17 protein-coding genes are annotated in these 20,757 nt (G+C 74.5%); 8 read left to right on the top strand and 9 right to left on the bottom strand.

Annotated elements, in window-relative coordinates:
- Positions 1-43 precede the first annotated feature (43 nt).
- From R2737_01125 to R2737_01115, 3 genes are read right to left on the bottom strand one after another with little or no spacing between them, the layout of a single operon-like run.
- Complete coding sequence (locus tag R2737_01125; GenBank protein ID MEZ5114841.1) at positions 44-811, bottom strand: ABC transporter permease; 768 nt, start codon at positions 809-811, stop codon at positions 44-46.
- Positions 808-1,824, bottom strand: a complete 1,017-nt coding sequence (locus R2737_01120) for an ATP-binding cassette domain-containing protein (protein ID MEZ5114840.1) — start codon at positions 1,822-1,824, stop codon at positions 808-810. Before R2737_01120 ends, R2737_01125 begins: the two co-directional genes overlap by 4 nt.
- Before the next feature lie 31 nt (positions 1,825-1,855).
- Positions 1,856-2,956, bottom strand: coding sequence for a histone deacetylase family protein (locus tag R2737_01115; protein ID MEZ5114839.1), 1,101 nt, complete (start codon positions 2,954-2,956; stop codon positions 1,856-1,858).
- 19 nt (positions 2,957-2,975) lie between these two features.
- Here R2737_01115 and R2737_01110 point away from each other — a divergent pair, with 19 nt between their 5' ends.
- From R2737_01110 to R2737_01100, 3 genes are all read left to right on the top strand, one after another.
- The gene (locus tag R2737_01110; protein MEZ5114838.1) at positions 2,976-4,058 is read left to right on the top strand and encodes a P1 family peptidase; all 1,083 of its coding nucleotides are present in this window, start codon (positions 2,976-2,978) and stop codon (positions 4,056-4,058) included.
- 73 nt (positions 4,059-4,131) lie between these two features.
- Positions 4,132-6,261 (top strand): prolyl oligopeptidase family serine peptidase, encoded by a 2,130-nt coding sequence (locus R2737_01105; protein ID MEZ5114837.1) that lies wholly within the window; start codon positions 4,132-4,134, stop codon positions 6,259-6,261.
- A gap of 104 nt (positions 6,262-6,365) precedes the next feature.
- On the top strand, positions 6,366-8,795 hold the full coding sequence (locus tag R2737_01100; GenBank protein ID MEZ5114836.1) for a fibronectin type III domain-containing protein: 2,430 nt from the start codon (positions 6,366-6,368) through the stop codon (positions 8,793-8,795).
- Between the two features lie 308 nt (positions 8,796-9,103).
- On the opposite strand, the gene R2737_01095 is transcribed toward R2737_01100, so the two are convergent.
- The 6 genes from R2737_01095 to R2737_01070 form a co-directional block, all read right to left on the bottom strand.
- The gene (locus tag R2737_01095) at positions 9,104-9,373 is read right to left on the bottom strand and encodes a hypothetical protein (GenBank protein MEZ5114835.1); all 270 of its coding nucleotides are present in this window, start codon (positions 9,371-9,373) and stop codon (positions 9,104-9,106) included.
- Between the two features lie 101 nt (positions 9,374-9,474).
- Positions 9,475-9,828, bottom strand: a complete 354-nt coding sequence (locus tag R2737_01090) for a rhodanese-like domain-containing protein (protein MEZ5114834.1) — start codon at positions 9,826-9,828, stop codon at positions 9,475-9,477.
- 8 nt (positions 9,829-9,836) lie between these two features.
- Positions 9,837-11,318, bottom strand: a complete 1,482-nt coding sequence (locus tag R2737_01085; protein MEZ5114833.1) for an MBL fold metallo-hydrolase — start codon at positions 11,316-11,318, stop codon at positions 9,837-9,839.
- The gene (locus R2737_01080; GenBank protein MEZ5114832.1) at positions 11,315-11,635 is read right to left on the bottom strand and encodes a rhodanese-like domain-containing protein; all 321 of its coding nucleotides are present in this window, start codon (positions 11,633-11,635) and stop codon (positions 11,315-11,317) included. The genes R2737_01085 and R2737_01080 overlap by 4 nt, the downstream gene beginning before the upstream one ends.
- Positions 11,636-11,740: 105 nt before the next feature.
- Positions 11,741-13,198, bottom strand: a complete 1,458-nt coding sequence (locus tag R2737_01075) for a sugar porter family MFS transporter (GenBank protein MEZ5114831.1) — start codon at positions 13,196-13,198, stop codon at positions 11,741-11,743.
- 92 nt (positions 13,199-13,290) lie between these two features.
- Positions 13,291-13,704: an OsmC family protein gene (locus tag R2737_01070; protein MEZ5114830.1), complete on the bottom strand. Its 414-nt coding sequence runs from the start codon at positions 13,702-13,704 to the stop codon at positions 13,291-13,293.
- Positions 13,705-13,868: 164 nt separating this feature from the next.
- Here R2737_01070 and R2737_01065 point away from each other — a divergent pair, with 164 nt between their 5' ends.
- The 5 genes from R2737_01065 (at position 13,869) to R2737_01045 (ending at position 20,687) form a co-directional block, all read left to right on the top strand.
- Positions 13,869-14,426, top strand: coding sequence for a DNA-processing protein DprA (locus tag R2737_01065; protein MEZ5114829.1), 558 nt, complete (start codon positions 13,869-13,871; stop codon positions 14,424-14,426).
- A 119-nt stretch (positions 14,427-14,545) separates the two neighbouring features.
- On the top strand, positions 14,546-15,076 hold the full coding sequence (locus R2737_01060) for an isoprenylcysteine carboxylmethyltransferase family protein (GenBank protein ID MEZ5114828.1): 531 nt from the start codon (positions 14,546-14,548) through the stop codon (positions 15,074-15,076).
- A 142-nt stretch (positions 15,077-15,218) separates the two neighbouring features.
- Positions 15,219-16,373, top strand: coding sequence for a L,D-transpeptidase (locus R2737_01055; protein ID MEZ5114827.1), 1,155 nt, complete (start codon positions 15,219-15,221; stop codon positions 16,371-16,373).
- A 175-nt stretch (positions 16,374-16,548) separates the two neighbouring features.
- Positions 16,549-17,712, top strand: a complete 1,164-nt coding sequence (locus R2737_01050; protein ID MEZ5114826.1) for an exonuclease SbcCD subunit D — start codon at positions 16,549-16,551, stop codon at positions 17,710-17,712.
- Complete coding sequence (locus tag R2737_01045) at positions 17,712-20,687, top strand: SMC family ATPase (GenBank protein ID MEZ5114825.1); 2,976 nt, start codon at positions 17,712-17,714, stop codon at positions 20,685-20,687. Before R2737_01050 ends, R2737_01045 begins: the two co-directional genes overlap by 1 nt.
- Positions 20,688-20,757: the final 70 nt, after the last annotated feature.

The raw sequence follows: 20,757 nt of genomic DNA, 5'->3' as shown, positions 1-20,757 counted from the left end.
CGGGCTCTCTGCCGCGCATGCCCGGTCGGTCCGGGCTCAGGTCTCAGGTGATGTCGCGGCGCAGCGTGGTCGCGGCCGCCAACGCGGCGAACACGACGCCGTACGCGAGCAGCACGGCCGCGCCGCCCCAGACCGGCAGCAGCTGCAGCGGTCCCGCGCCGGTGCCGCTGTCCACCCCCGCCTGGAGCACGGCGTTCGCCGCGCCGCCGGGCAGCCAGCGTCCGACGGCCGGCAGGAAGGCGACGATCAGCGCCTCGACGAGCAGCACCCACACCACGGCGATGAGGATGGCGGCGACCTGGTTGCGGATGAGCGCGCCCACGGCGACCCCGACGAGCCCGTAGATCGCGAACGCGAGCAGCACCCCGCCGCCGATCTGGACGACCGAGCCCCAGGGCACCGGCGCATGGTCCTTCAGCGGCAGCATCGCCGCCCCGAGCCCGACGGCGAGGATCCAGCACAGCAGCCCGACCAGCATGCCGACGACGGCGTTGACGGCCATCTTCGCGGCCACCACCCGACCTCGGCGTGGTGTCGCGAGGAACGACGACGTGATCGTCATGTGCCGGTACTCGGTGGTCATCGAGATGATGCCCAGGACCAGCACGATCACCGAGGCCGAGCCGGCGGAGGCGAAGACGGTGCGCACGGTCGCCTCGTCGGTGAGCGACGGCGCGCCCTGGGTGCCCGACACCAGGATCAGCGCGACGACGTTCAGCGCGGTGAACGCGAGGGCGGCGATGGTGAGGCCGATGACCATCCGGGTGGTCATGACCTTGCGCCACTCCGAGCGCAGCAGCCCGGCGGTCATGACGTCGGTCCCGGAGTGCTCGTGCTGTTCGGGGTGCCGGGCGCGGCGCCCGAGGCGGTCGCGCCGGGGGGCCCGGACGCGACGTCCGCCGGTCCCTGTGCGGTGAGGTCGAGGAACACCCGCTCCAGGTCGTCCTGCTGGGGTGTCAGCTCGTGCAGCTCGACCCCCGCGCGCAGCGCCGCGCGGCCCACGAGGGCGGCGGTGATCCCGTGCACGACCAGGGTGTCGGGACCCGGGCGGTCCATCCGGTCCGGCCGCGCGCCGTCGACACCGGCCTCCAGGGCGGCCGCGAGCGTGTCGGCCCCGGGGGTGCGCACCAGCGTGCCGGCGTCCCGGCCCGCCGTGATCTCGGCCAGGCTGCCCGTGGCCACCAGCCGGCCGCGGGCGACGATGACCACGTCGTCCACGGTCTGCTCCACCTCGGCCAGGGCGTGGCTGGACACCAAGACGGTCCGGCCGTCACCGGCCAGGTAGCGCAGGAAGCCGCGCAGCCACGCGATGCCCTCGGGGTCCAGCCCGTTCGCGGGCTCGTCCAGGACCAGGACCGCGGGATCCCCCAGCAGGGCGGAGGCCAGCGCCAGGCGCTGCCGCATCCCGAGCGAGAACCCGCCCACGCGCCGGCGTGCGGAGTCGGCCAGGCCGACCTGGTCGAGCGCGGCGTCGGCCCGGGCGTCGGGGAGGTCGGCGGCGGCCGCCAGGATGCGCAGGTGGTCCCGGGCGGTCCGACCCGGGTGGAACCCGGACGCCTCCAGCGCCGACCCCACCTGCTTCTCCGGGTCCTCCAGGTCGCGGTACGCATGCCCGCCGATCGTCGCGGTCCCGGCGGTGGGCGTGACCAGCCCCAGCAGGCACCGCAGGGTGGTGGTCTTGCCGGCCCCGTTGGGGCCGAGGAAGCCGGTCACCCGCCCCGGCTCGACGGTGAAGGAGAGGTCCTCCACGGCGTGGACGGCCCCGGCTCCCCGGCCGAAGACCTTCGTCAGCCCGCGGATGTCGACAGGTGCGCCAGTGGTCACGGCCCCAGCCTTCCACCCCCGACGGTGCGGGTCACGCGCCGCCGGTGGGTGCGCTCGCTGCGCAGCCCAGGCCGTCGAGCGCCGCGGCCACGAGGCCGCCGACGCTGGGCAGGTGGTAGCCGCCCTCCTGGACGACCACGGTCGGCAGCCGAAGGTCTCCCAGGCGCGCCCCCGCCGCGCGGTAGCCGTCCGCCGTCACCCGCAGCGGGCTCTCCGGGTCGTCCGCCGCCGCGTCCACCCCCAGCGACACGACAAGGGCGTCGGACCCGTGCCCGCGTACGGCGTCGACGGCCTGATCCACGGCGGCCAGCCAGCCGTCGTCGCCCGTGCCGGGTGCGAGCGGGAGGTTGAGGTTCGCGCCGGCACCCGGGCCGGATCCCCGCTCGTCGGCGCGGCCGAGGTAGTGCGGGAACCAGCCCGCGTCCGGGTCGACGTGCACGGAGGCGACCAGCACGTCGGCCCGGTCGTAGAACAGCGACTGCGTCCCGTTGGCGTGGTGGGCGTCGACGTCGACGACGGCGACCCGGTCGAACCCGTTCAGCCGCAGGGCCGTCGCCGCCACCGCGGCGTTGTTGAGGTAGCAGGAACCGCCGTACGCGGTCGCCGTCGCGTGGTGCCCCGGGGGGCGGCACAGCGCGTACGCCTGCCGCACCGGGCCGCCGGCGCACACCAGGTCGACCGCCGTCAGCGCCGCGTCCACGGCCCCGCGGGCCGCCTCCCAGGTGCCCGGGCCGACCAGCGTCATCGTGTCGTAGCAGTAGAAGCCGGCCCGCGCGTGCAGCGCGGCCGGCGGTCGGACCGCCTGTCCGGGAAGCATCCCCGGGGTGGGGAACAGGTACGGCACGACCCGGTCCTGACCGGGGTCGTCGCGGAAACCCGACGCCTCCCACTCCGACCACACCGTGCGCAGGTGCTCGACCAGGCCCGCGTCGTGGACCGCCAGCAGCACGTCGTCGGGGTGCGTCGTCGCCGCGACCACCGGATGACCACGGCCGGTCAGCGCGTCGCGGATCAGCGCCGCCCGCTCGGGCACCTCGGTGCCCGGCGTGTGCACCCCGAGGAACACCTCGCCCCCGGGGCGGTGGTCGGTGCAGGCGTCGTCCCAGACGACGGGGATATCGGCGGCGCTCACGTCGGGCATGCTGGCAGGCATGCCCCGCCCCGCCGACCTCGGCCTGCACATCGGCTCGCTCCCCTCCGGCCCCACCGGCTCGATCCTCGACGTCCCCGGCGTGGGCCTCGGCCACGCGACGGTGTGGCGCGACGAGCCCCGTCCCCCCGCCGGCCGCGGCGTCGCGCGCACCGGGGTCTCCGTCCTCGACCTCGGCGGGGACGCGTGGGCGTCGCCGGTGCCGGCGGGCGCCGCGGTGCTCAACGGGGCGGGCGAGTGCACGGGGCTGCTGTCGGTGCGCGAGTGGGGGCTGCTGGAGAGCCCGGTGTTCCTCACGTCGACGATGCAGCTGGGGAGGGTGTACGACGCCGCCTGCACGCTGATGCTGGCCGAGCGGCCCGAGATCGCCGACGACGTGGTGATCCCGGTGGTCGGGGAGTGCGACGACTCGTTCCTGTCGTACGCGGGCGTCATGCAGGTGACGCAGGACGACGTGGCGGCGGCGTGGGCGGAGGCCCGTGCGTCCGCCGGGTCGGTGGCGGCCCCCGCCGAGGGTGCGGTCGGCGCGGGCACGGGGATGAGCTGCTTCGGCTGGAAGGGCGGCATCGGCTCGGCCTCGCGGGTGCTGCCGGACGGGCACACGGTCGGGGTCCTGGTGCTGGCCAACTTCGGCCAGCGGGACCGGCTGACGGTCGACGGGACCCCGGTGGGCCGGGTCCTCGAGCCGCCGCAGCCAGCGGAGGCCGACCCGCCGCCGGCGGGGTCCTGCATCGGCGTCGTCGTCACCGACGCGCCGCTGGACCACCACGCCTGCGACCGGCTCGCGACCCGAGTGGGCCTGGGGCTGGCCCGGGTCGGCTCCACCGCGCACCACGGCAGCGGCGAGATCTTCCTGTGCGCCGCCACCGGGCTGCGGGCCCCGCGGGGCTCCCGGCCGGACTCCGCCGGGCTCGGCGGCCGCGACCTGGACCCGTACTTCGAGGCCGTCGTCGACGCCACCGAGGAGGCGGTGCTCACCGTCCTGCTGACGGCCGTGACGACCGTCGGCAGGGACGGCAACACCTCGCACGCGCTGCCGGTGGATGCCGTGCTGGACCTGGTGGCCGGTCCCTCGCTGGGCTGACGGGGCTCACACGTCCGTCGGTGCGTGCTGACCGGTGAGTCAGCAGGGTGGCGGTGCGCTACCGTCACGCGCCGTGGACACCGACGCCGTGACTCCGCCCGTGACCGACCCGGCCGACCCGGCCCCTCCGGTCGCCCCCCGCCGCTCTTCCACCCGGGTCCTGCACGGTGTCGAGACCGTTGACGACTACGCCTGGATGGCGGACCACTCGGACCCCGCGCTGGTGCCGTACCTGGAGGCCGAGCGCGCCTTCCACGACGTCAGCGTCGCCGACGGCGCAGCGCTGCGCGCGCAGCTGTACGCGGAGATGGCGGCCCGCGTGCCCGCCGTGGACCGGTCCGCGCCGTGGGAGCAGGGCGGCTTCACCTACGACCAGCTCGTGCCCGAGGGGGCCGAGCTGGGCGTTTTCCGCCGGCGCCCGGCCGGCGCGCCCGAGGAGGAGGCGCTGGTCCTGCTCGACCTCGACGCGATGGCGGCGGAGGGCGGGTCCACGTACCTGGAGCTCGGCGTCCGCGAGGTCAGCCCGGGCGGCGGCCTGCTCGCGTACTCCGTGGACCTCGACGGCGACGAGGTCTACGAGCTGCGGGTCCGGGACCTGACGACGGGCCAGGACCTGCCGGAGCGGGTCCCGCACACCTACTACGGCGCGGCCTGGTCCGCCGACGGCCGCGACCTGTTCTACGTGGTGCACGACCACGCCTACCGGCCGTACCAGGTGTGGCGGCACCGGATCGGCACGCCGGTCGCCGACGACGCGCTGGTGCTGCAGGAGGACGACCGCCGGTTCGAGGTGGAGGTGCGGGCGTCCCGGTCGGGGGAGTGGGTCGTCATCCGCGCCGCCAGCCGGGACACGGCGGAGGTGTGGCTCATCCCGGCCGCGGACGCCGAGGCGCCGCCGATCAGCCTGGCCGGCCGCCGGCGAGGGCACGAGTACGACGTCGAGCCGCTCGGCGGTCGGGGGCTGCTCGTCGTCACCAACCTCGACGGCGCCACCGAGTTCCGCGCGATGCGCGCCGACGTGGGCGGTCGCCCGGGCCCCGAGTCGTGGGTGCCCGTGGGGGAGTACAAGCCGAACGAGCGCCTGGTCGGGGCGGACGCCTTCGCGGGCTTCGTGGTGCTCACCCTGCGTCGCGCCGGTGAGCCGGTGCTGCGGGTCGTCCCGACCGACGGCTCCGCTCCGTTCGAGATCCGGCCGGACCAGCCGACCGGCACCGTGGAGCTGGGCCGCAACGAGGACTGGGACGCCGGCCACGTCACGGTGGTCACCCAGAGCCGGGTGCGCCCGCCGGTGTGGTGGGACGTCCGGGTCCCGGGGGGCGCACGCACGCTGCGGCACCGGCACGAGGCACCCGGGTACGACCCGGAGGGCTACGTCTCGCAGCGTCGCTGGGCGCGCTCGCCCGACGGCGAGCGGGTCCCGCTGACCGTGGTGCGCTCGGTCGACGTACCGCTCGACGGCTCGGCGCCCTGCCTGCTGTACGGGTACGGGGCCTACGAGTACGTGTACGAGCCGCACTTCGACCCCGCGCTGGTGTCCCTGCTGGACCGCGGGGTGGTCTTCGTGCACGCCGGGATCCGCGGCGGGGGCGAGATGGGCCGGCGCTGGTGGGACGGCGGGCACCTGGCCGCCAAGGCCAACTCCTTCGTCGACCTGGTGGCGGCGGCGGACCATCTCGCCGGGGGCGTCGTGGACGGGACGCGGATCGTCAGCCGTGGCGGGTCCGCCGGCGGGCTGCTGGTGGCGGCCTCGATGGGCCGCGCCCCGCGCCGCTTCCGCGGTGTCGTGGCCGAGGTCCCGTTCGTGGACTGCGTGAACTCCATGCTGAACGCGGAACTGCCGCTGACGGTGAACGAGTGGGACGAGTGGGGCGACCCGAGCATCCCCGAGCAGGCGGGCTGGATGCTGGCGTACTCCCCGTACGAGAACCTGCCGGCGGCCGACGAGCGCCCGGCGATCCTGGTCACGGGCGCGCTGCACGACCCGCGGGTCCTGGTGCACGAGCCGGCGAAGTGGACCGCGGCGCTGCGCGCCACGGACCCAGCGGCCGGGGTGCCGGCGGGGGGCCCGTACGCCCGGGGCTCGGTGCTGTTCCGCTGCACCGTCGGGGAGGGCTCGCACGGCGGTGCGGCCGGGCGCTACGCCCACCTGCAGGAGGAGGCGGAGACGCAGGCATGGGTGCTGTCCGTCCTGGACGGACACTGATCCCGTACCGCAGCAGGAGGCGGACTTGAACTCCCGTTGAGGAACGGGCCCGAGAGTCGGGTCATCCCTCACCGCGAGGGCGCCCTTCTCCGAGAGGTATGCCCGTGAACCGCCGCTCCCTGCGCATCGCCGCCGTCACCGCGGCCGCCGCGCTCGGCCTGGCCGTGCTCCCGACGATCCCGGCGACGGCCACCGTGGGTGACGTCGCTCCCGTGGAGACGACGGACACCGCCGTGGTCGTGACCGCCCCCTACCCGCCCACGGCGGTCGTGGCCACCGCGGCCCCCGCCAGCGCCACGGTCGGCTGGGCCGCGCCGACGGACGACGGCGGCGCCGCGATCACCGGCTACCAGGTCCAGTACTCCTCCGACGACGGCGTCACCTGGTCGCCGGCGACGGTCAAGGTGGACGGTGCCGCGACTTCGGCCACCGTCACCGGGCTGGAGAACGGCACTCCGTACACGTTCCAGGTCGCAGCGGTGTCCTCCGCCGGGATCGGCGGCTGGTCGGAGCCGAGCGAGGCCGTGACGCCGCTGGGGGCCCCCAAGCGGCCGACCGTGGTGTCCGGCTTCCCGATGGACGGCAAGGTCGACGTCACCTGGGTCTCGCCCGGCGACGACGGCGGGTCGCCCGTCACGGGCTACCTGGTCGACTACTCGACCGATGGTGGCGCCTCCTGGAAGCCGGCGGGGCCGACCGCGACCCCGGGGGTCGACACCTCCTTCGTCGTGACCGAGCTGACCAACAACGCCGGCTACCGGTTCCGCGTCGCCGCCATGAACTCCGTCGGCCAGGGCGAGTGGTCCTACCCGTCTCCGGTGGTCGTCCCCTCCGACAGCATCCCCGTCACCGTGCCGACCGGTTTCCGGGTCGCCCGTGCCTCGGACAACCCCAACGACCTGGTGGTGAGCTGGAACCGGGTCGCCGGCGCCCAGCACTACACGGTCTCGGTGTTCGACGGCGAGACCGACACCGCGCGCGTCGTCGACACCGGGGCCACGACGCTGCGTGTCGCCGGCGCCGGCCCCTGCAACTCGTACAAGGTGCTCGTCGCCGCTGTCGACAAGGACGGCGTGCAGGCGCGTACCGGTGTCTGGAACGTGGGCGGCGCCGCCCCGGGCGGGCTGTCGGCGATGAGCGGCGAGCGCACGGTCGACGGCGTCACCGGGACGCTGACGTGGGGGGCGCCCGTCAACGGCGGCTACTCGCCCGTGACCGGGTACTCCGTGACCGTCACCCGGCTGTCCGACGGGGTTCAGGTCATCAGCACCGACGTGGCCGGCACCTCCCTGTCGATCCCGGACATGGACCCGGCCCGGCTGTACGCCGCCAAGGTCACCGCCAAGAACTCGTTCGGTGGCTGCATCACCAGCACGCACCTGTTCAACAACACCACCCCCGGCTCGCCGGTCGCGTTCTCCGCGGTGCGTGACCCCTCGACCCCGACCCAGGTCGACCTGTCCTGGGAGGCCCCGCTCGACCATGGCACCTCCGACATCGTCGGGTACGAGGTCGGCTACGGCACCGCCCGCGTCGACACCTGGGTCCCGGTGACCGGCACCACCCTGGGCCTGACCCTGGACCCGAACAAGGACCACGTGTTCCTGGTGCGCGCCATCAACTCCTCCGGCCGCGGCCTGCTGCCCAAGGCGATCAAGCTGCTCCGCGTCAACGCCGAGCTGACGCCCGCGGTCGACCCGGCCATCACGGTCACCGAGGTCGACGGGACCGTCACCGTGACGACCAGTCAGCCGGTGGGCTCCAACACCACGTACCCCAAGCTGGTCGTGGCGGTCCGGCCCGCGATCGCGGAGTCGACGTTCGCCGACACCCACGAGGCGCAGAACGGCGCGACCACGGTGATCTTCACCCAGATCCCCTGCGGCGTGTACACCGTCACCGTCACCGGAACCGGCAGTGACGCCGGCGACAAGGAGTTCGGCCGCCGGATCGTCAACCGCTGCGACGTCGGCCTCATCTCGCAGGCGCAGTGGAAGCTGGTCTACGGCCGTAACACCATCAACGGCAACACCGTCGACCACAACTACGGCAACGAGGCGCGCACCATCTCCACCACCAAGCGCACGTCCCAGGACGCGGTCTTCTCCACCGTCGCCACGCTGAAGTCGGGCTGGGGCTACGGCATCTGGTTGCGGGCGTCCGTCCCCTCCGGCGCCTCGGTGTCCGGGTACTCCTTCCAGTACGACCCGGGCTACGAGAACGTGAACCCGGGCTGGGGCAAGGCGCTGCTGCTGCGGCTGTGGACCAACGGCAAGGAGTGCGGCAACCCGATCGCCAAGGTGAAGTGGCCGGCTGGCATGGAGGTCTACGCCCCGCACCGCGTGACCGCCGTGATCAAGGGCGACCAGCTGTACGCCACGATCGACAACGTGAACCTGTTCTCGGTGCCGAGCCTGTCGGCGGCGGTCGCGGCCTCCGGCTGCGGGATGCCCGCCCCGACCGGGACCGAGGTCGGCTTCCGCACCTGGAGCGCCGAGGGCAAGGCCCTGTTCGAGCGGACCACGCTGAGCTGAGGTCGGTCACCCGCGCCGGCTGAGCGCATCCCCCTCGAGACGGCGGCGGGGCCGGGCCCATCACGGGCCCGGCCCCGTTGCCGTTCCGTGCCCCCGCCCGGCGTATCGCCCGGGCCCGCGAATGCTCGCGCGTGGGGGTTTCGGGACCGTCCCGAAACCCCCACGGGCGAGCATTCGACGTACCGGTGGAACCTTCCGCCACTCTCCCCGCGCTCGCGGGTGGTCGTACGTTCCACCGGTCGGGGTGGGTGATGCTGGTGTGCGGTAGTTGCGGGCTCCCGTGCACCGAGGTGCGCTGCTGTACGTGGCTACCAGCGGCCGTTGTGCGGGGGGCTGAGCACGCGCAGCCGGTTGGCCTCCGCCGCGGACAGTGGTCCGTCGGGGGGCGGGTCGTCCTGGGTGGTGGTCTGCTCCTCGACCGGGACCCGGGCGGAGCCCTCGAGGTCCTCCAGCGAGACCCGGTACCTCGCCGGGGAACCCGTGGGTGTCCGGTCGTCGGGCAACCGGTCATCCGGAAGCTGGTGGTCGGGCAGCCGGTCATCACCAAGCCCGTCCGGCACGTGCGAGGGCCCGTTCACGGGTCCAGTGTGCCCCCGCCGCGCATGCGCGAGTGGAGGGTTGTGGTGGAAGTCGATCGATCGACTTCCACCACAACCCTCCACTCGCGGGAGTCCGAGGGTCAGACGACCGCGCCCGGGCGGTTGCGGCGGTCGACCAGGCGCCCGCCGTCGCGAGCCCAGGCCCGCATGCCGCCCTTGAGGTTGTAGGCCTCGTAGCCCATCTGGCGCAGCCGGGAGGTCGCGCCGCGGGAGCGGTTGCCGCTGCGGCACACCACGACCACGGGGGCCCCCTCCTTGAGCCGGCGCGGCGCGTCGGCCAGCCGGCCCAGCGGGACGTGCACCGCGTGCGGCGCGTGCCCGGCGTTCCACTCGGCGCTCTCGCGCACGTCGAGCATGGTGCCGCCCCGGGCGAGCAGGTCGGCCACCTCGTCGGCGTGCACGGACGGCGTCCGCAGCGCGCTGAACAGTCCCATCCCGGGCCTCAGTCGGCGTAGGCGTGGCCGAACCGCGCCACGCCGTCGTACTCGGTGACCCAGGCGCAGCCGGTCTCGGGCGCGGTCGCGACGTCGCCGTCGACGTGCACCACCGGGAGGCCCATCCGCTCCAGGTACGAGGCACCGACCGCCGAGCGGAAACCGCTGCCGCAGTAGACCCACACGGTGGTGTCCTTGCCGGCGTGCGCGGCGGCCTTGACGCGGGTGGCCACCTCGTCGGCGCGGGTGGGGAACTCGTGCAGGGGGATCAGCTGGGCGCCCTTGACGTGGCCGTCGCGCCACTCGCTGGCCCGGCGGGCGTCCACGACCAGCAGGTCGGGGTTGTCCTGCTGCGCGGCGGCGAGGTCGGCGAACGAGGCCCGCCGGTACGACACGACGTCGGCCGGGTCGACGGCCCAGTCCTGCGGAGTTCCCGTCGCGTGCGCCTCGGGTCGGTCGATGCCGATGCGGACCAGCTCGCGCTGCATCGCCTCGACCTGCTCGGGGGTCTCGCCGAGCAGGGTGAGCGGCGTGCCCCACGGGATGAGCCACCCGAGGTAGGTCACCGCGTTGCCCTCGCCGTCGAAGGACAGCGTGCCGCGCAGGTGCCCCTGCGCGAAGACGGTGCGGGACCGCAGGTCGACGACCCACTCGCCGGCGTCGATGCGCCGGCGCAGCTCGGCGCCGTCGGCGCGCTCCGGCAGCGACAGGTCGATGGCCCCGGGGCCGGCCTGGTTGGCCGGGCCCATGTGGGCGTAGTAGGCCGGGTAGGCGTCGAGTCCGGCGATCAGCTCGGCGACGAACTCGTCCTCGTCCAGGGTGCAGGCGGGGTTGGTCGCCTTCTGCTGGGCGATCGTCGACTCCAGCCCGGTGGTCTCGGTGGCGCTGCAGAACGACCCGAAGCCGTGGGTGGGGAACACCGCCGCGTCGCCGTCGACCTCGTCGGTCAGGCGGCGGACTGAGCGCCACTGCGCGTGCGCGAGCGACTGGGTGTGGTCGGGCCCGATCAGGTCGGGGCGCCCGACGCTGCCGAACAGCATGGATCCGCCGGTGAAGGCGGCGGCGTCCGTGCTGTCGACGGCGACGACGTAGGACAGGTGCTGCGGGGTGTGGCCGGGCGTGTGGACCGTGCGCCAGGCCATGTCGCCGCTGGCGAAGCTCTCGCCGTCGGCCAGCTGCGTGGCGTCGTACGACAGCTCGTAGCCGGCGGGGACCACGTACACGGCACCGAGCTGCTTGGCGAGCTCCAGGCCACCGGACACGTAGTCGTTGTGGATGTGGGTCTCGACGACGTGGGTCACGGTGAGGCCCTGCCGCTCGAGCAGGTCGAGCACGCGGTCGATGTCGCGCTGCGGGTCGACGACCACCGCGCTGCCGTCGAGGTGTACGACGTACGAGCGGTCGCCGAGGTTCGGGGTCTCGAGGATGACCACCTCGGGGCGACGGCCCGCGTCGCTGTCGCGGTGGGTGGCCAGGGAGGGTGCGGTCATGCCATCGCTCCAGTCGCAAGGGGGAGGCCGGACCAGCGCCAGGCGCCGGTGCCGCCCTCGACGTTGATCGCGGTGATGTCGTGGCGAGCGAGGAAGGCGGCGACCTGCCAGGACCGGTTGCCGCTCTCGCAGATCAGGTAGAGGTCGCCGTCGGTGGGCAGCTCGTCCATCCGCAGCGGGATGGTGTGCATCGGGATGTGGACGGCGCCAGGGACGTGCCCGGAGTCGAACTCGTAGCGCTCGCGCACGTCGACGATGCGCGCGGTGCCGGCGTCCATCGCGTCCTTGAGCTGGCTGATGCTGGCGTGCTGGACCATGTGGGTGACTCTCCCGGAGGTTGTACGGACAAGTCAAGAATACCCCAGGGGGTATAGGCCCGCAACCCGGGGGACGGGCCCGTGCTGCCGTCCCCGCGGCCGCCGCTACGCGACGACCTGGTCCGACATCTGCTCCAGCGTCTTGCCCTTCGTCTCTCGGATCTTGGTCATCACGAACCAGATGCTCAGGGCGGCGAACACGGTGAAGATGCCGTACGCCAGGGTCAGGCTGAAGCCGGCGATGGTCGGGAACCACATGCTGACGATGAAGTTGGCCAGCCACTGGGCCGCGGCGGCCACGGCCAGGGCCGCGGCACGCAGCCGGTTGGGGAACATCTCGCCGAGCAGCACCCACACCACCGGACCCCACGACATCCCGAAGAAGAAGACGTACGCGTTGAACGCGATGACGGCCACGGTGGCCGACCCTCCGACCAGCTGCGGCTCGGAACCGCCGTCCGCGGTGGCCACCTGGGGTGCGACGGAGAACAGGTAGGTCAGCGTCCCGAGCATGACGAGCATGCCGGTGGAGCCGATGAGCAGCAGCGGCTTGCGCCCGATGCGGTCGATCAGCGCGATGGCGATGAACGTCGTCACCAGGTTGGTGGTGTTGGTGATCATCGACGTGAAGAAGGCGTCCGTGGCGTCGAAGCCGACGGACCGCCAGATCAGGTTGGAGTAGTAGAAGACCGCGTTGATGCCGACGAACTGCTGCAGCGCGCTCAGCGCGATGCCGATCCAGACGATCGGCAGCAGCCCGAAGCGCGGGCCGCGCAGATCGCGGAAGTTGGGCTTGTGGTCCCCGGCCAGGCTGGCCCGGATCTCGTCCACCTTCTCGGTCTGGTCGGAGGTGAAGACGGAGTCGAGGACCTTCAGCGCCTCGGCGTCGCGACCCTCGGACACCAGGAATCGGGGGGACTCGGGGATGCGCAGCGCCAGCAGCCCGTACAGCGCGGCCGGGATGATCATGATGAGGAACATCCACTGCCACGCCTCGAGCGCCCACCACAGCTCGTTGTTGGCGTCGCCGCCGGCGGCCTCGAGGATGAGGTAGTTCGTGACGCCGGTCATGAAGATGCCGAGCACGATCGCGAGCTGCTGCATCGAGCCGAGGCGCCCGCGCAGCTGGGCCGGGGCGATCTCGGCGATGTACATGGGGGCGATGACGCTGGCGACGCCGATGCCCGCCCCGCCGATGACCCGCCAGGACATCAGCCACCCGACGCTGACCGGGATGGCCGTGCCGATGGCGCTGACCCCGAACATCACCGCGGCAACGATCATCACGCGGCGGCGGCCGTAGCGGTCGGCCAGGGCGCCGGCGAACCACGCGCCGATCGCGGCGCCGAGCAGGGCGATCGCGACGACGAATCCCAGCAGCGTGGACTCGATGTTGAACTCGTCCTGGATCGCCTCGTTGGCGCCATTGATCACGGCCGAGTCGAAGCCGAACAGGAAGCCGCCCAGTGCCGCCACCGCGGCCAGCTGGACGACGCGTCCGGTGCGGTAGCTCTCGACCCGTCCGGAGGGGGCGCCGCCGGTGGGGAGCGGACCGTGAGCCATGGCGAGACCCCCTTGCCTCGGGTGACGAGGGGGACGCTAGTGCTGCGCGGGGCCGGTTGCGCACCGAGCGGGCGCGCCGACCGGAGCGCGGCTCAGGCGGAGGTGGCGACCTGCTCGGTCAGCGTGGTGATCTCGACCGCGGGGGGCTCGTGCAGGCTGTTGTGCACCAGGCAGTGCCGGATCTCCTCGTCGAACGCGGGTCGCTGCTCCTCGGGCAGCTGCGGCGCCTCGACGTCGACCTCGATGCGGGACACCCGGGTCGGGCCGAGCGCCACCTTGTAGCGCGTGCGGACGGTGACGTCGGTAGGCAGGTCGTGCTCGCGCAGGTACTTGCCCGCGTAGTAGGCCACGCAGCCGCCGAGCGAGGCGACCCACAGGTCGGTGGGGGACGGGCCGGTGTCGGTGCCGCCGGCCCGCTCCGGCTGGTCCACCCGGACCACGTGGCCCTTGATCTCCATGTCGTAGGCGTCGCCGCCCTGCGACGTGACCACGATCTCGCGCGCCATCGCTACCTGCTCCTCGTCTGCCGGGAATCGTGGGCAGTATACCCCAGGGGGTATGTAGTACCAGGGGTCGGAGGTCCCGCCGAGTCACACGGAGGTCCCCTGGCCCGGTCGCGGGGCGGGTGCGGTCGGGCCCGTGCGGCCGGCCCGGTGCGTACGGTGCGACGGTGCGCACGTCCGCCCTCGGGGACCCCGACTACCCCGGACGTCTGGTCCGGCTCGGTGCACCGGCCCCGCCGCGGGTGTGGTGGCGGGGCGTCCTCCCCGACCCGACCGCGCCCGCGGTGGCCGTCGTGGGTGTCCGAGCCCCCGGTCCGGCGGGCCGGGCGCGTGCGCGGGCGGCGGTGGAGCGTGCGGTCGCCCGGGGTGCGGTCGTGGTCTCCGGGCTGTCTCCCGGTGTCGACGCGGTGGTGCACGCCCGGTGCGTGGACCTGGGCGGTGTCGGGCTCGCGGTGGTCGGGGGAGGTGCGGACGTCACGGAGGACGACGAGCTGGCCGCCCTGGCCGACGCGCTGGTCGCGGGCGGCGGCGCGGTCCTGGCACTGCGTCCCCCCGGCAGTCCGGTCACACCGGCGGGCCGTCGGGCCCGGTGTCCGGTCCAGGTCGTGTTCGCGGACTCCGTGGAGGTGGCCGAGCTCGGCGGTCCCGACGACGGGACCCGCGTCACCGTCGAGTCCGCCCGTCGGCTCGGCGTCCCCCTGACCCTGCCCCCCACCTCCCGGTGACCCACCCGCCCCCCCGGTTGGGCACACGATCCGCATAGCGGATCGTGTGCCCAACCGGGGCGGCGTGTCGGCGCGGAAAGGGGCCACACGAACCGGGTCCGGTGACGGAAGGTACGGGTGTGACCGACGACGGGGCCCGGTTCGGACCGGGCGCGCAGGCGCTGGGCTGGGTGGTCGTGGTCGTGCAGCTCGCCCTGCTGGGCCTGCTCGCCCTGGCCGGCGTCGTCCCGGCGCTGCACGGTCCGGACCTGCCCGGACCCGGGGCGGCCTGGGTCGTGGTCGGCGCGGTGCTGCTGGCCGTGGGCGCGGTGTTCGCGGTGACCGGGCTGGTCGGCCTGGGCTCGTCACTCACCGCGACGCCGGTACCGCTGTCGGACGCGAGCCTGCGGACCGGTGGGGCGTACGCCTGGGTCCGGCACCCGGTCTACACCGGGCTGCTCGCCGGCGGTCTGGGCTGGGCGCTGGTCACCAGGTCGACGGTGGGGGTGGGCCTGTGGCTGGCCCTGCTCGTGCTGCTGGCGGTGAAGTCCCGGTGGGAGGAGCGGATGCTCGCCGCCCGCTACCCGGACTACGCCGCGTACGCCGCGCGCACACCACGCCTGGTCCCGTACCGGCGGCCCCGCGGCGTACCGGGGCCGGGCCCCCGCTGACCCCTCCCGTCCCGAGGCCGTCCGTCCCACCGGCCCCAGCCGCCCCGCAGGGTGCCGGCCGTCACTGGTGTGACACGAACGACGGCCGAACGGCCGAGGCGAGCGGTCCGGGGCAGGGGCGAAGGTCACGTACCCTTGTCCGGTGCTTCCCCGCTCCTCCACGCGCCGTCCTCGCGCGCGCTCACTGACCTCCGCCGGCCTGTCGCTCGTCGCCACCACGGTGGCCGCGGCCCTCGTCGTCCCGACCGCCGGGGCGTGGGCCGCCGAGCCGTCCCCGACCACGACGTCCGGGACCGCGACGAGCACCGGTGGCACCTCGTCGGCCAACCCGGCACCGAGCACGACGTCACCGGCGCCGAGCACGACGTCGCCGGCCCCCAGTCCGACGACGACCAAGCCCCCGACGACGACAAAGCCGCCGAAGCCGACGACCTCCCCGACGCCGTCGCCCACCGCGACGAAGCCGCCGAAGCCGGCCCGGCCGGTCACCGAGGTGTCCGTGCGGATGGTCAACTTCGCCGGGTCGTCGAAGTACGCCGGTGTCGCGGAGCTGATCCGGCTGGAGTTCGGCACCAAGGTGCGCAAGAAGGCCGTCGTCGAGAAGGCGCTCAAGGTCACCTCGAAGTCCACGATCCCGGTCGGTTCGTGGGCCTGGCTCAGCGACTCGCTGGTGGTCTACCGGCCGAAGAAGTGGTGGCCCGGCCACGCGAAGATCACCGTGTCCCTGCCGGCCCCCGGCACCGTCATCGGCCGGCTGCGCGACCGCAACCTGGTCATCGACTCCGACACCCCCAAGACGGTGAGCTTCCGCACCGGCCGCTCCCTGGTGGGCACGGTCGATGCCAACAGCCACCGGATGAAGATCGTCATCGACGGCAAGGTGGCCAAGGACTTCCCGGTCTCGCTGGGCAAGTCCGGCTGGGAGAGCCGCTCGGGCATCAAGGTCTACTACGGCTCCCGCGAGGCGACCCACACCTACACCTCGGACTCCCTCGGCCTCACCGACGAGACCTACGAGCTGGTCGCGCCGTGGAACACCCGGCTGACGCCGACCGGCGAGTTCATCCACACCGCCACGTGGGCGTACTCCCGCATCGGCGTCTACAACGGCTCGCACGGCTGCACCAACATGTACGAGTCCGACGCGAAGTGGATCTACGACAACGTCCGCATCGGCGACCCGTTCGTCTACAAGGGCACCAGCAAGCAGATGGAGTCCTGGAACGGCCCGTACGCGCTGTGGAACATCTCGTGGGCCGACTGGCGGGCGAAGTCCTCGCTCGTCTCGTCCCGCTGAGCCGGTCCCGCTGCTGATCCTGTCCCGCTGGGCCCCGACGCCGCTGGGCCCCGACGCGCTGGCGCCGATCCGGGAGCGCTGATCCGCGCCGGAACCGCCCCGGTACGCAGGCCGGGAGGTGTCGGTCCGGCGCGGTGCCCGGGGACTGTCGGACCCCGTCGGTAGCGTCGCCGACGTGCGACTGCTCCACACCTCCGACTGGCACCTCGGCCGGTCCCTGCACCGCGAGGACCTGATCCCGGCGCAGGCGACCTTCGCCGACTGGCTGGTCGATGTCGCGACCGCGGAGCGGGTCGACGCGGTCGTGGTCGCCGGCGACGTGTTCGACCGGGCGGTGCCACCCGTCGACGCCGTGGCCCTCGCCGACGACCTGCTCGCCCGCCTGTCCGCGCTCGGGGTGGCGGTCGTCGTCACCTCCGGCAACCACGACTCCGCCATCCGGCTCGGCTTCGGCGCCCGTCCGGCCCGGGCCGGCGGAGTCCACCTGCGGACCGCGGTCGCCGACCTCGCCAGCCCGGTGCTGCTGACCGACGCCCAGGGCGAGGTGGCGGTCTACGGCCTGCCCTACCTCGACCCCGACGCCACCCGCGCGGCGCTCGAGGCCGACCGCAGCCACCAATCCGTGCTCGCCGCGGCGATGGTCCGGGTCCGCGCCGACGCGGCCGCCCGCCCGGACGTCGCCCGCCGGGTCGTCGTGGCGCACGCGTTCGTCCAGGGCGGCCAGGCGTGCGACAGCGAGCGGGACATGCGCGTGGGCGGCGTGGACTCGACCCCCGCCGGCGTGTTCGGAGTCGGTTCCGACGCCGGCCCCGCGTACGTCGCACTCGGGCACCTGCACGCGGCCCAGGACGTCGCCCCGGCGGTCCGCTACGCCGGCTCGCCGCTGCCGTACTCGTTCTCCGAGGCCGGCCACACCAAGTCGGTCACCCTGGTCGACCTCGGTGCCGACGGCAGCGTGCGCACCGAGGCCCTGCCCACCCCGGTCCCGCGCGCGATGGCCACGGTCACCGGGGATTTGGAGGCGCTGCTCGAGGACCCGGCGCTGGCGCGCTGGGAGGACGCGTGGGTGCGTGCCGTGCTGACCGACTCCCGCCGGCCGGAGGCGCCGATGGAGCGGCTGCGGTCGCGCTTCCCGCACGCCCTGGTCCTGGAGTTCGCGCCGGTGGGCGGGGAGCCGTCGCTGGCCGACGACCTCCGGCGTGCCCGCGCGACGGTCGACCCGGTGGAGCTGTCGACCCGCTTCGTCGACTACGTCACCGGCGGCCCGGTGGACGACGCCGAGCTCGCCGTGCTGGCCGCCGCGCACGAGGATGCGCTGCGCGCGGAGCTGAGCGGCTGATGCGGCTGCACCGGCTCACCATCAGCGCCCTGGGACCCTTCCCGGGCGAGGAGGTCGTCGACTTCGACCGGCTCGTCGCGTCCGGGCTGTTCCTGCTCGAAGGCCCGACCGGCGCCGGCAAGAGCACCGTGCTCGACGCGGTCACGTTCGCGTTGTACGGCGGGCTGGCCGGGACGTCGACCAGCAGGGACCGGCTGCACTCCGACTTCGCCGAGCCCGGGCACGAACCGCGGGCCGAGCTGGAGTTCTCCGTGTCCGGCGTACGGCACCGGATCGTGCGGGTGCCTCCGTACGACCGCCCCCGGCGCCGCGGCAGCGGCACCACCACCGACCCCGGCCGGGTGCTGCTGGAGCGGATCGAGGCGGACGGGTCGCGGACGACCCTGTCCACTCGAGTGGGGGAGACCGACGACGAGGTGCGCCGCCTGCTCGGCCTCAGCCGCGACCAGTTCACCCAGGTCGTGCTGCTGCCCCAGGGCGAGTTCGCCCGCTTCCTGCAGTCCGACGCCGAACAGCGCAGGGCCGTGCTGCAGCGCATCTTCCGCACCGACCACTTCGACCGGATGACCCAGCTGCTGGCCGACCGCCGGCGCGAGGCGGCCCGCGCCGTGGGGGCCGCCGACCGGGAGGTGGAGGTCGCGGTCGGGGCGGCGCTCGAGGCGGCCGGAGCCGACACGGCGTTGCGCGACGAGGTGGGCGAGTACGACGACGCCGCGCTGGCGGCGCACCTGGAGGCGCTGGCCGCCGACCTGGACGCCGCGGCCGCTGCGGCCACTGCCGTCGCCGAGGCGGCGCAGGTCAGGGTCGAGCGACGCCGGGCCGATCTGGACGAGTCCCGCCGGGCCGCGGCGGCACGCGATCGGGTGGCGCTGCTGCGGGAGCGCGAGCGCGCGCTGATGGCCGGCCGGGCGGACCACGAGGCTCGGGTGGCGGAGCTGTCGGCCGCCCGGCGGGCAGCCCCGGTCGGCCCGCTGGTCCGGGCCCTGGACCAGGCCGAGAGGGACCTGGCCGCCGCCGACGCCGAGGCGGCCCGGACCCGGTCGCAGCTCCCTCGCGCGGAGGCGCAGGCGCCGGATGAGGCGGCCCTGCGGGCCGACGAGCGGCGGCAGGTCGAGCGGGCCGCGGCCCTCCGGCCATGGCTCGAGGTCGAGGCCGGCCTGCAGGCGCGGCGGGCCGGCTGCGACGCGCTGACCCAGGACCTGGCCTCGGTCGAGGAGGACTGCCGCCGGTGGCAGGCGGTGCTGGACGCCGCCCCCCAGCGGTCGGCCGAGCTGGCGGAGCGGCTCGCCGTCGCGCAGGCCCTCGCAGCGGCGTCGGGTGACGCCGAGCAGGCGGCGACGCTGGCCCATGAGCGCTCCCTCGCGTCGGTCGCCTGGTCCGCGGCGCTGGCCGAGGTCGAGGCCGCCGAGCAGCGCCACCGCGCCGCGGCCGACGCCTCGGTGGCGGCCACCGATGCGCACCAGGACCTGCTGCAGCGGCGCCTGGACGGCATCGCCGCGGAGCTCGCCCAGGGGCTGGCCCCCGGGGGCGCCTGCCCGGTCTGCGGGTCGCTCGAGCACCCGCAGCCGGCCCGCGCCGCGGCCGACGCCGCGGACGCCGAGGCGGTGCGGCGCGCCGAGGGCGTCCGGCGGTCCGCCGAGTCCGACCGGGACCGGGCCCGGACGGCCCTCGACGCACGCCGGGAGGAGGCCCAGTCGTGGCGGGCCCGCGCGGCGGGCCTGGACCCGACGGCCGCCGAGCTGGAGCACGTCCGGGCGGCCCAGCGACTGTCCGAGGTCGTCACGGCTGCGCGCGAGGTCGAGCGGCTGGGCGCGGAGCTGGCGTCGGTGCGCGCCGAGACCGATGAGGCTCGCGCCGCCCGGGACCGCGACCAGGAGCGGGTGGCCACGCTGCGCGCCCGGCTGACGGCGGAGCGGGAGACGCTCACCCGGGATGCGGAGGACCTGGCCCGGACCCTCGGCGGGGCGACCTCCGTCGCCGACCTGCTCGCGACCGTGCAGGAGCGCGCCAACGCCTACGGACGGGCGGCCGACGCGGTCGCCACCCGCACCGGCCGGGCCAGCGCGCGGGACCGGCTGCGGGTCGAGGCCGAGCACGAGGCGGCGGCGGCCGGCTTCGCATCCCTGGCCGCCGCGGCCGAGGCCGTCCGGGACCCGGCCTCGATCGAGTCGCTCGCGGACGCCGTCGCGGCGGTCGAGCAGGAGCACGCGGCCGTCCTGGCCGCGCTGGCCGACCCCGACCTGGTGGCGACCGCCGCCCTCGCCGTCCCGGAGCCGGACGTCGCGCAGAAGGCGCTGCACGCCGCCGTGGCCGAACTGGAGGACGAGCATGGTCGCCAGGCGGTGCTGCGGCAGCGGGTCGCCGCCTACGACCGACGACGGCGCGATGTCGAGCGGGCCCTGCGCGCCCGATCCGAGGCCCGCGCCGCCGCCGCACCGGTGCGCCGGATGGCGGACGTGGCCGCGGGGCAGGGAGCCAACCGGCTGCGGATGACCCTGCCCACCTACGTGCTGCGGGCCCGCTTCCTCTCCGTGGTGGAGGCCGGCTCCCGGCGGCTGGAGCGGATGTCGTCGGGCCGCTACTCGTTCTCCTACGTGGAGGAGGGGTCCGGTGGCCAGCGCGCCGGCCTCGGCCTGGCCGTCGTCGACCACTTCACCGGCCGGGGTCGCGATACGCGGACGCTGTCGGGCGGCGAGTCCTTCTACGCCTCGCTGGCGCTCGCGCTGGGCCTGGCCGACGTCGTGACCGGTGAGGCGGGCGGCGTCGACCTGGAGACGCTGTTCATCGACGAGGGGTTCGGCAGCCTCGACCCGGACACCCTCGACCAGGTGCTCGACGTCATCGACGACCTGCGGGACGGCGGTCGGGCCGTGGGGATCGTCTCCCACGTGGCCGAGCTCAAGGAGCGGGTGCCGGACCGGCTGGAGGTGCGCCGGGACGCGCGGGGGGCGTCCCACCTACGGCTGCGCGGCTGACGGCAGCGGAGACCCGACGTCGCGGTGATCTCGCGGTCGGCGTCGCCCGGGGGCCACGTGCGCGGGGAGG

The organism is Candidatus Nanopelagicales bacterium (assembly GCA_041393815.1).
Taxonomy (GTDB): Bacteria; Actinomycetota; Actinomycetes; order S36-B12; family JAWKJK01; genus JAWKJK01.
Note: the sequence above shows the minus strand (reverse complement) of the source record. Positions and strands in the feature narration are given on the sequence as shown.

Bases quoted from the DNA above. Each gene is read 5' to 3' on its own strand.
- R2737_01085 (MEZ5114833.1), bottom strand. From the start codon at position 11,318: ATGACCGCACCCTCCCTGGCCACCCACCGCGACAGCGACGCGGGCCGT.
- R2737_01070 (MEZ5114830.1), bottom strand. From the start codon at position 13,704: ATGGCGCGCGAGATCGTGGTCACGTCGCAGGGCGGCGACGCCTACGAC.
- R2737_01090 (MEZ5114834.1), bottom strand. From the start codon at position 9,828: ATGGGACTGTTCAGCGCGCTGCGGACGCCGTCCGTGCACGCCGACGAG.
- R2737_01080 (MEZ5114832.1), bottom strand. From the start codon at position 11,635: ATGGTCCAGCACGCCAGCATCAGCCAGCTCAAGGACGCGATGGACGCC.
- R2737_01125 (MEZ5114841.1), bottom strand. From the start codon at position 811: ATGACCGCCGGGCTGCTGCGCTCGGAGTGGCGCAAGGTCATGACCACC.
- R2737_01075 (MEZ5114831.1), bottom strand. From the start codon at position 13,198: ATGGCTCACGGTCCGCTCCCCACCGGCGGCGCCCCCTCCGGACGGGTC.
- R2737_01045 (MEZ5114825.1), top strand. From the start codon at position 17,712: ATGCGGCTGCACCGGCTCACCATCAGCGCCCTGGGACCCTTCCCGGGC.
- R2737_01110 (MEZ5114838.1), top strand. From the start codon at position 2,976: ATGCCCCGCCCCGCCGACCTCGGCCTGCACATCGGCTCGCTCCCCTCC.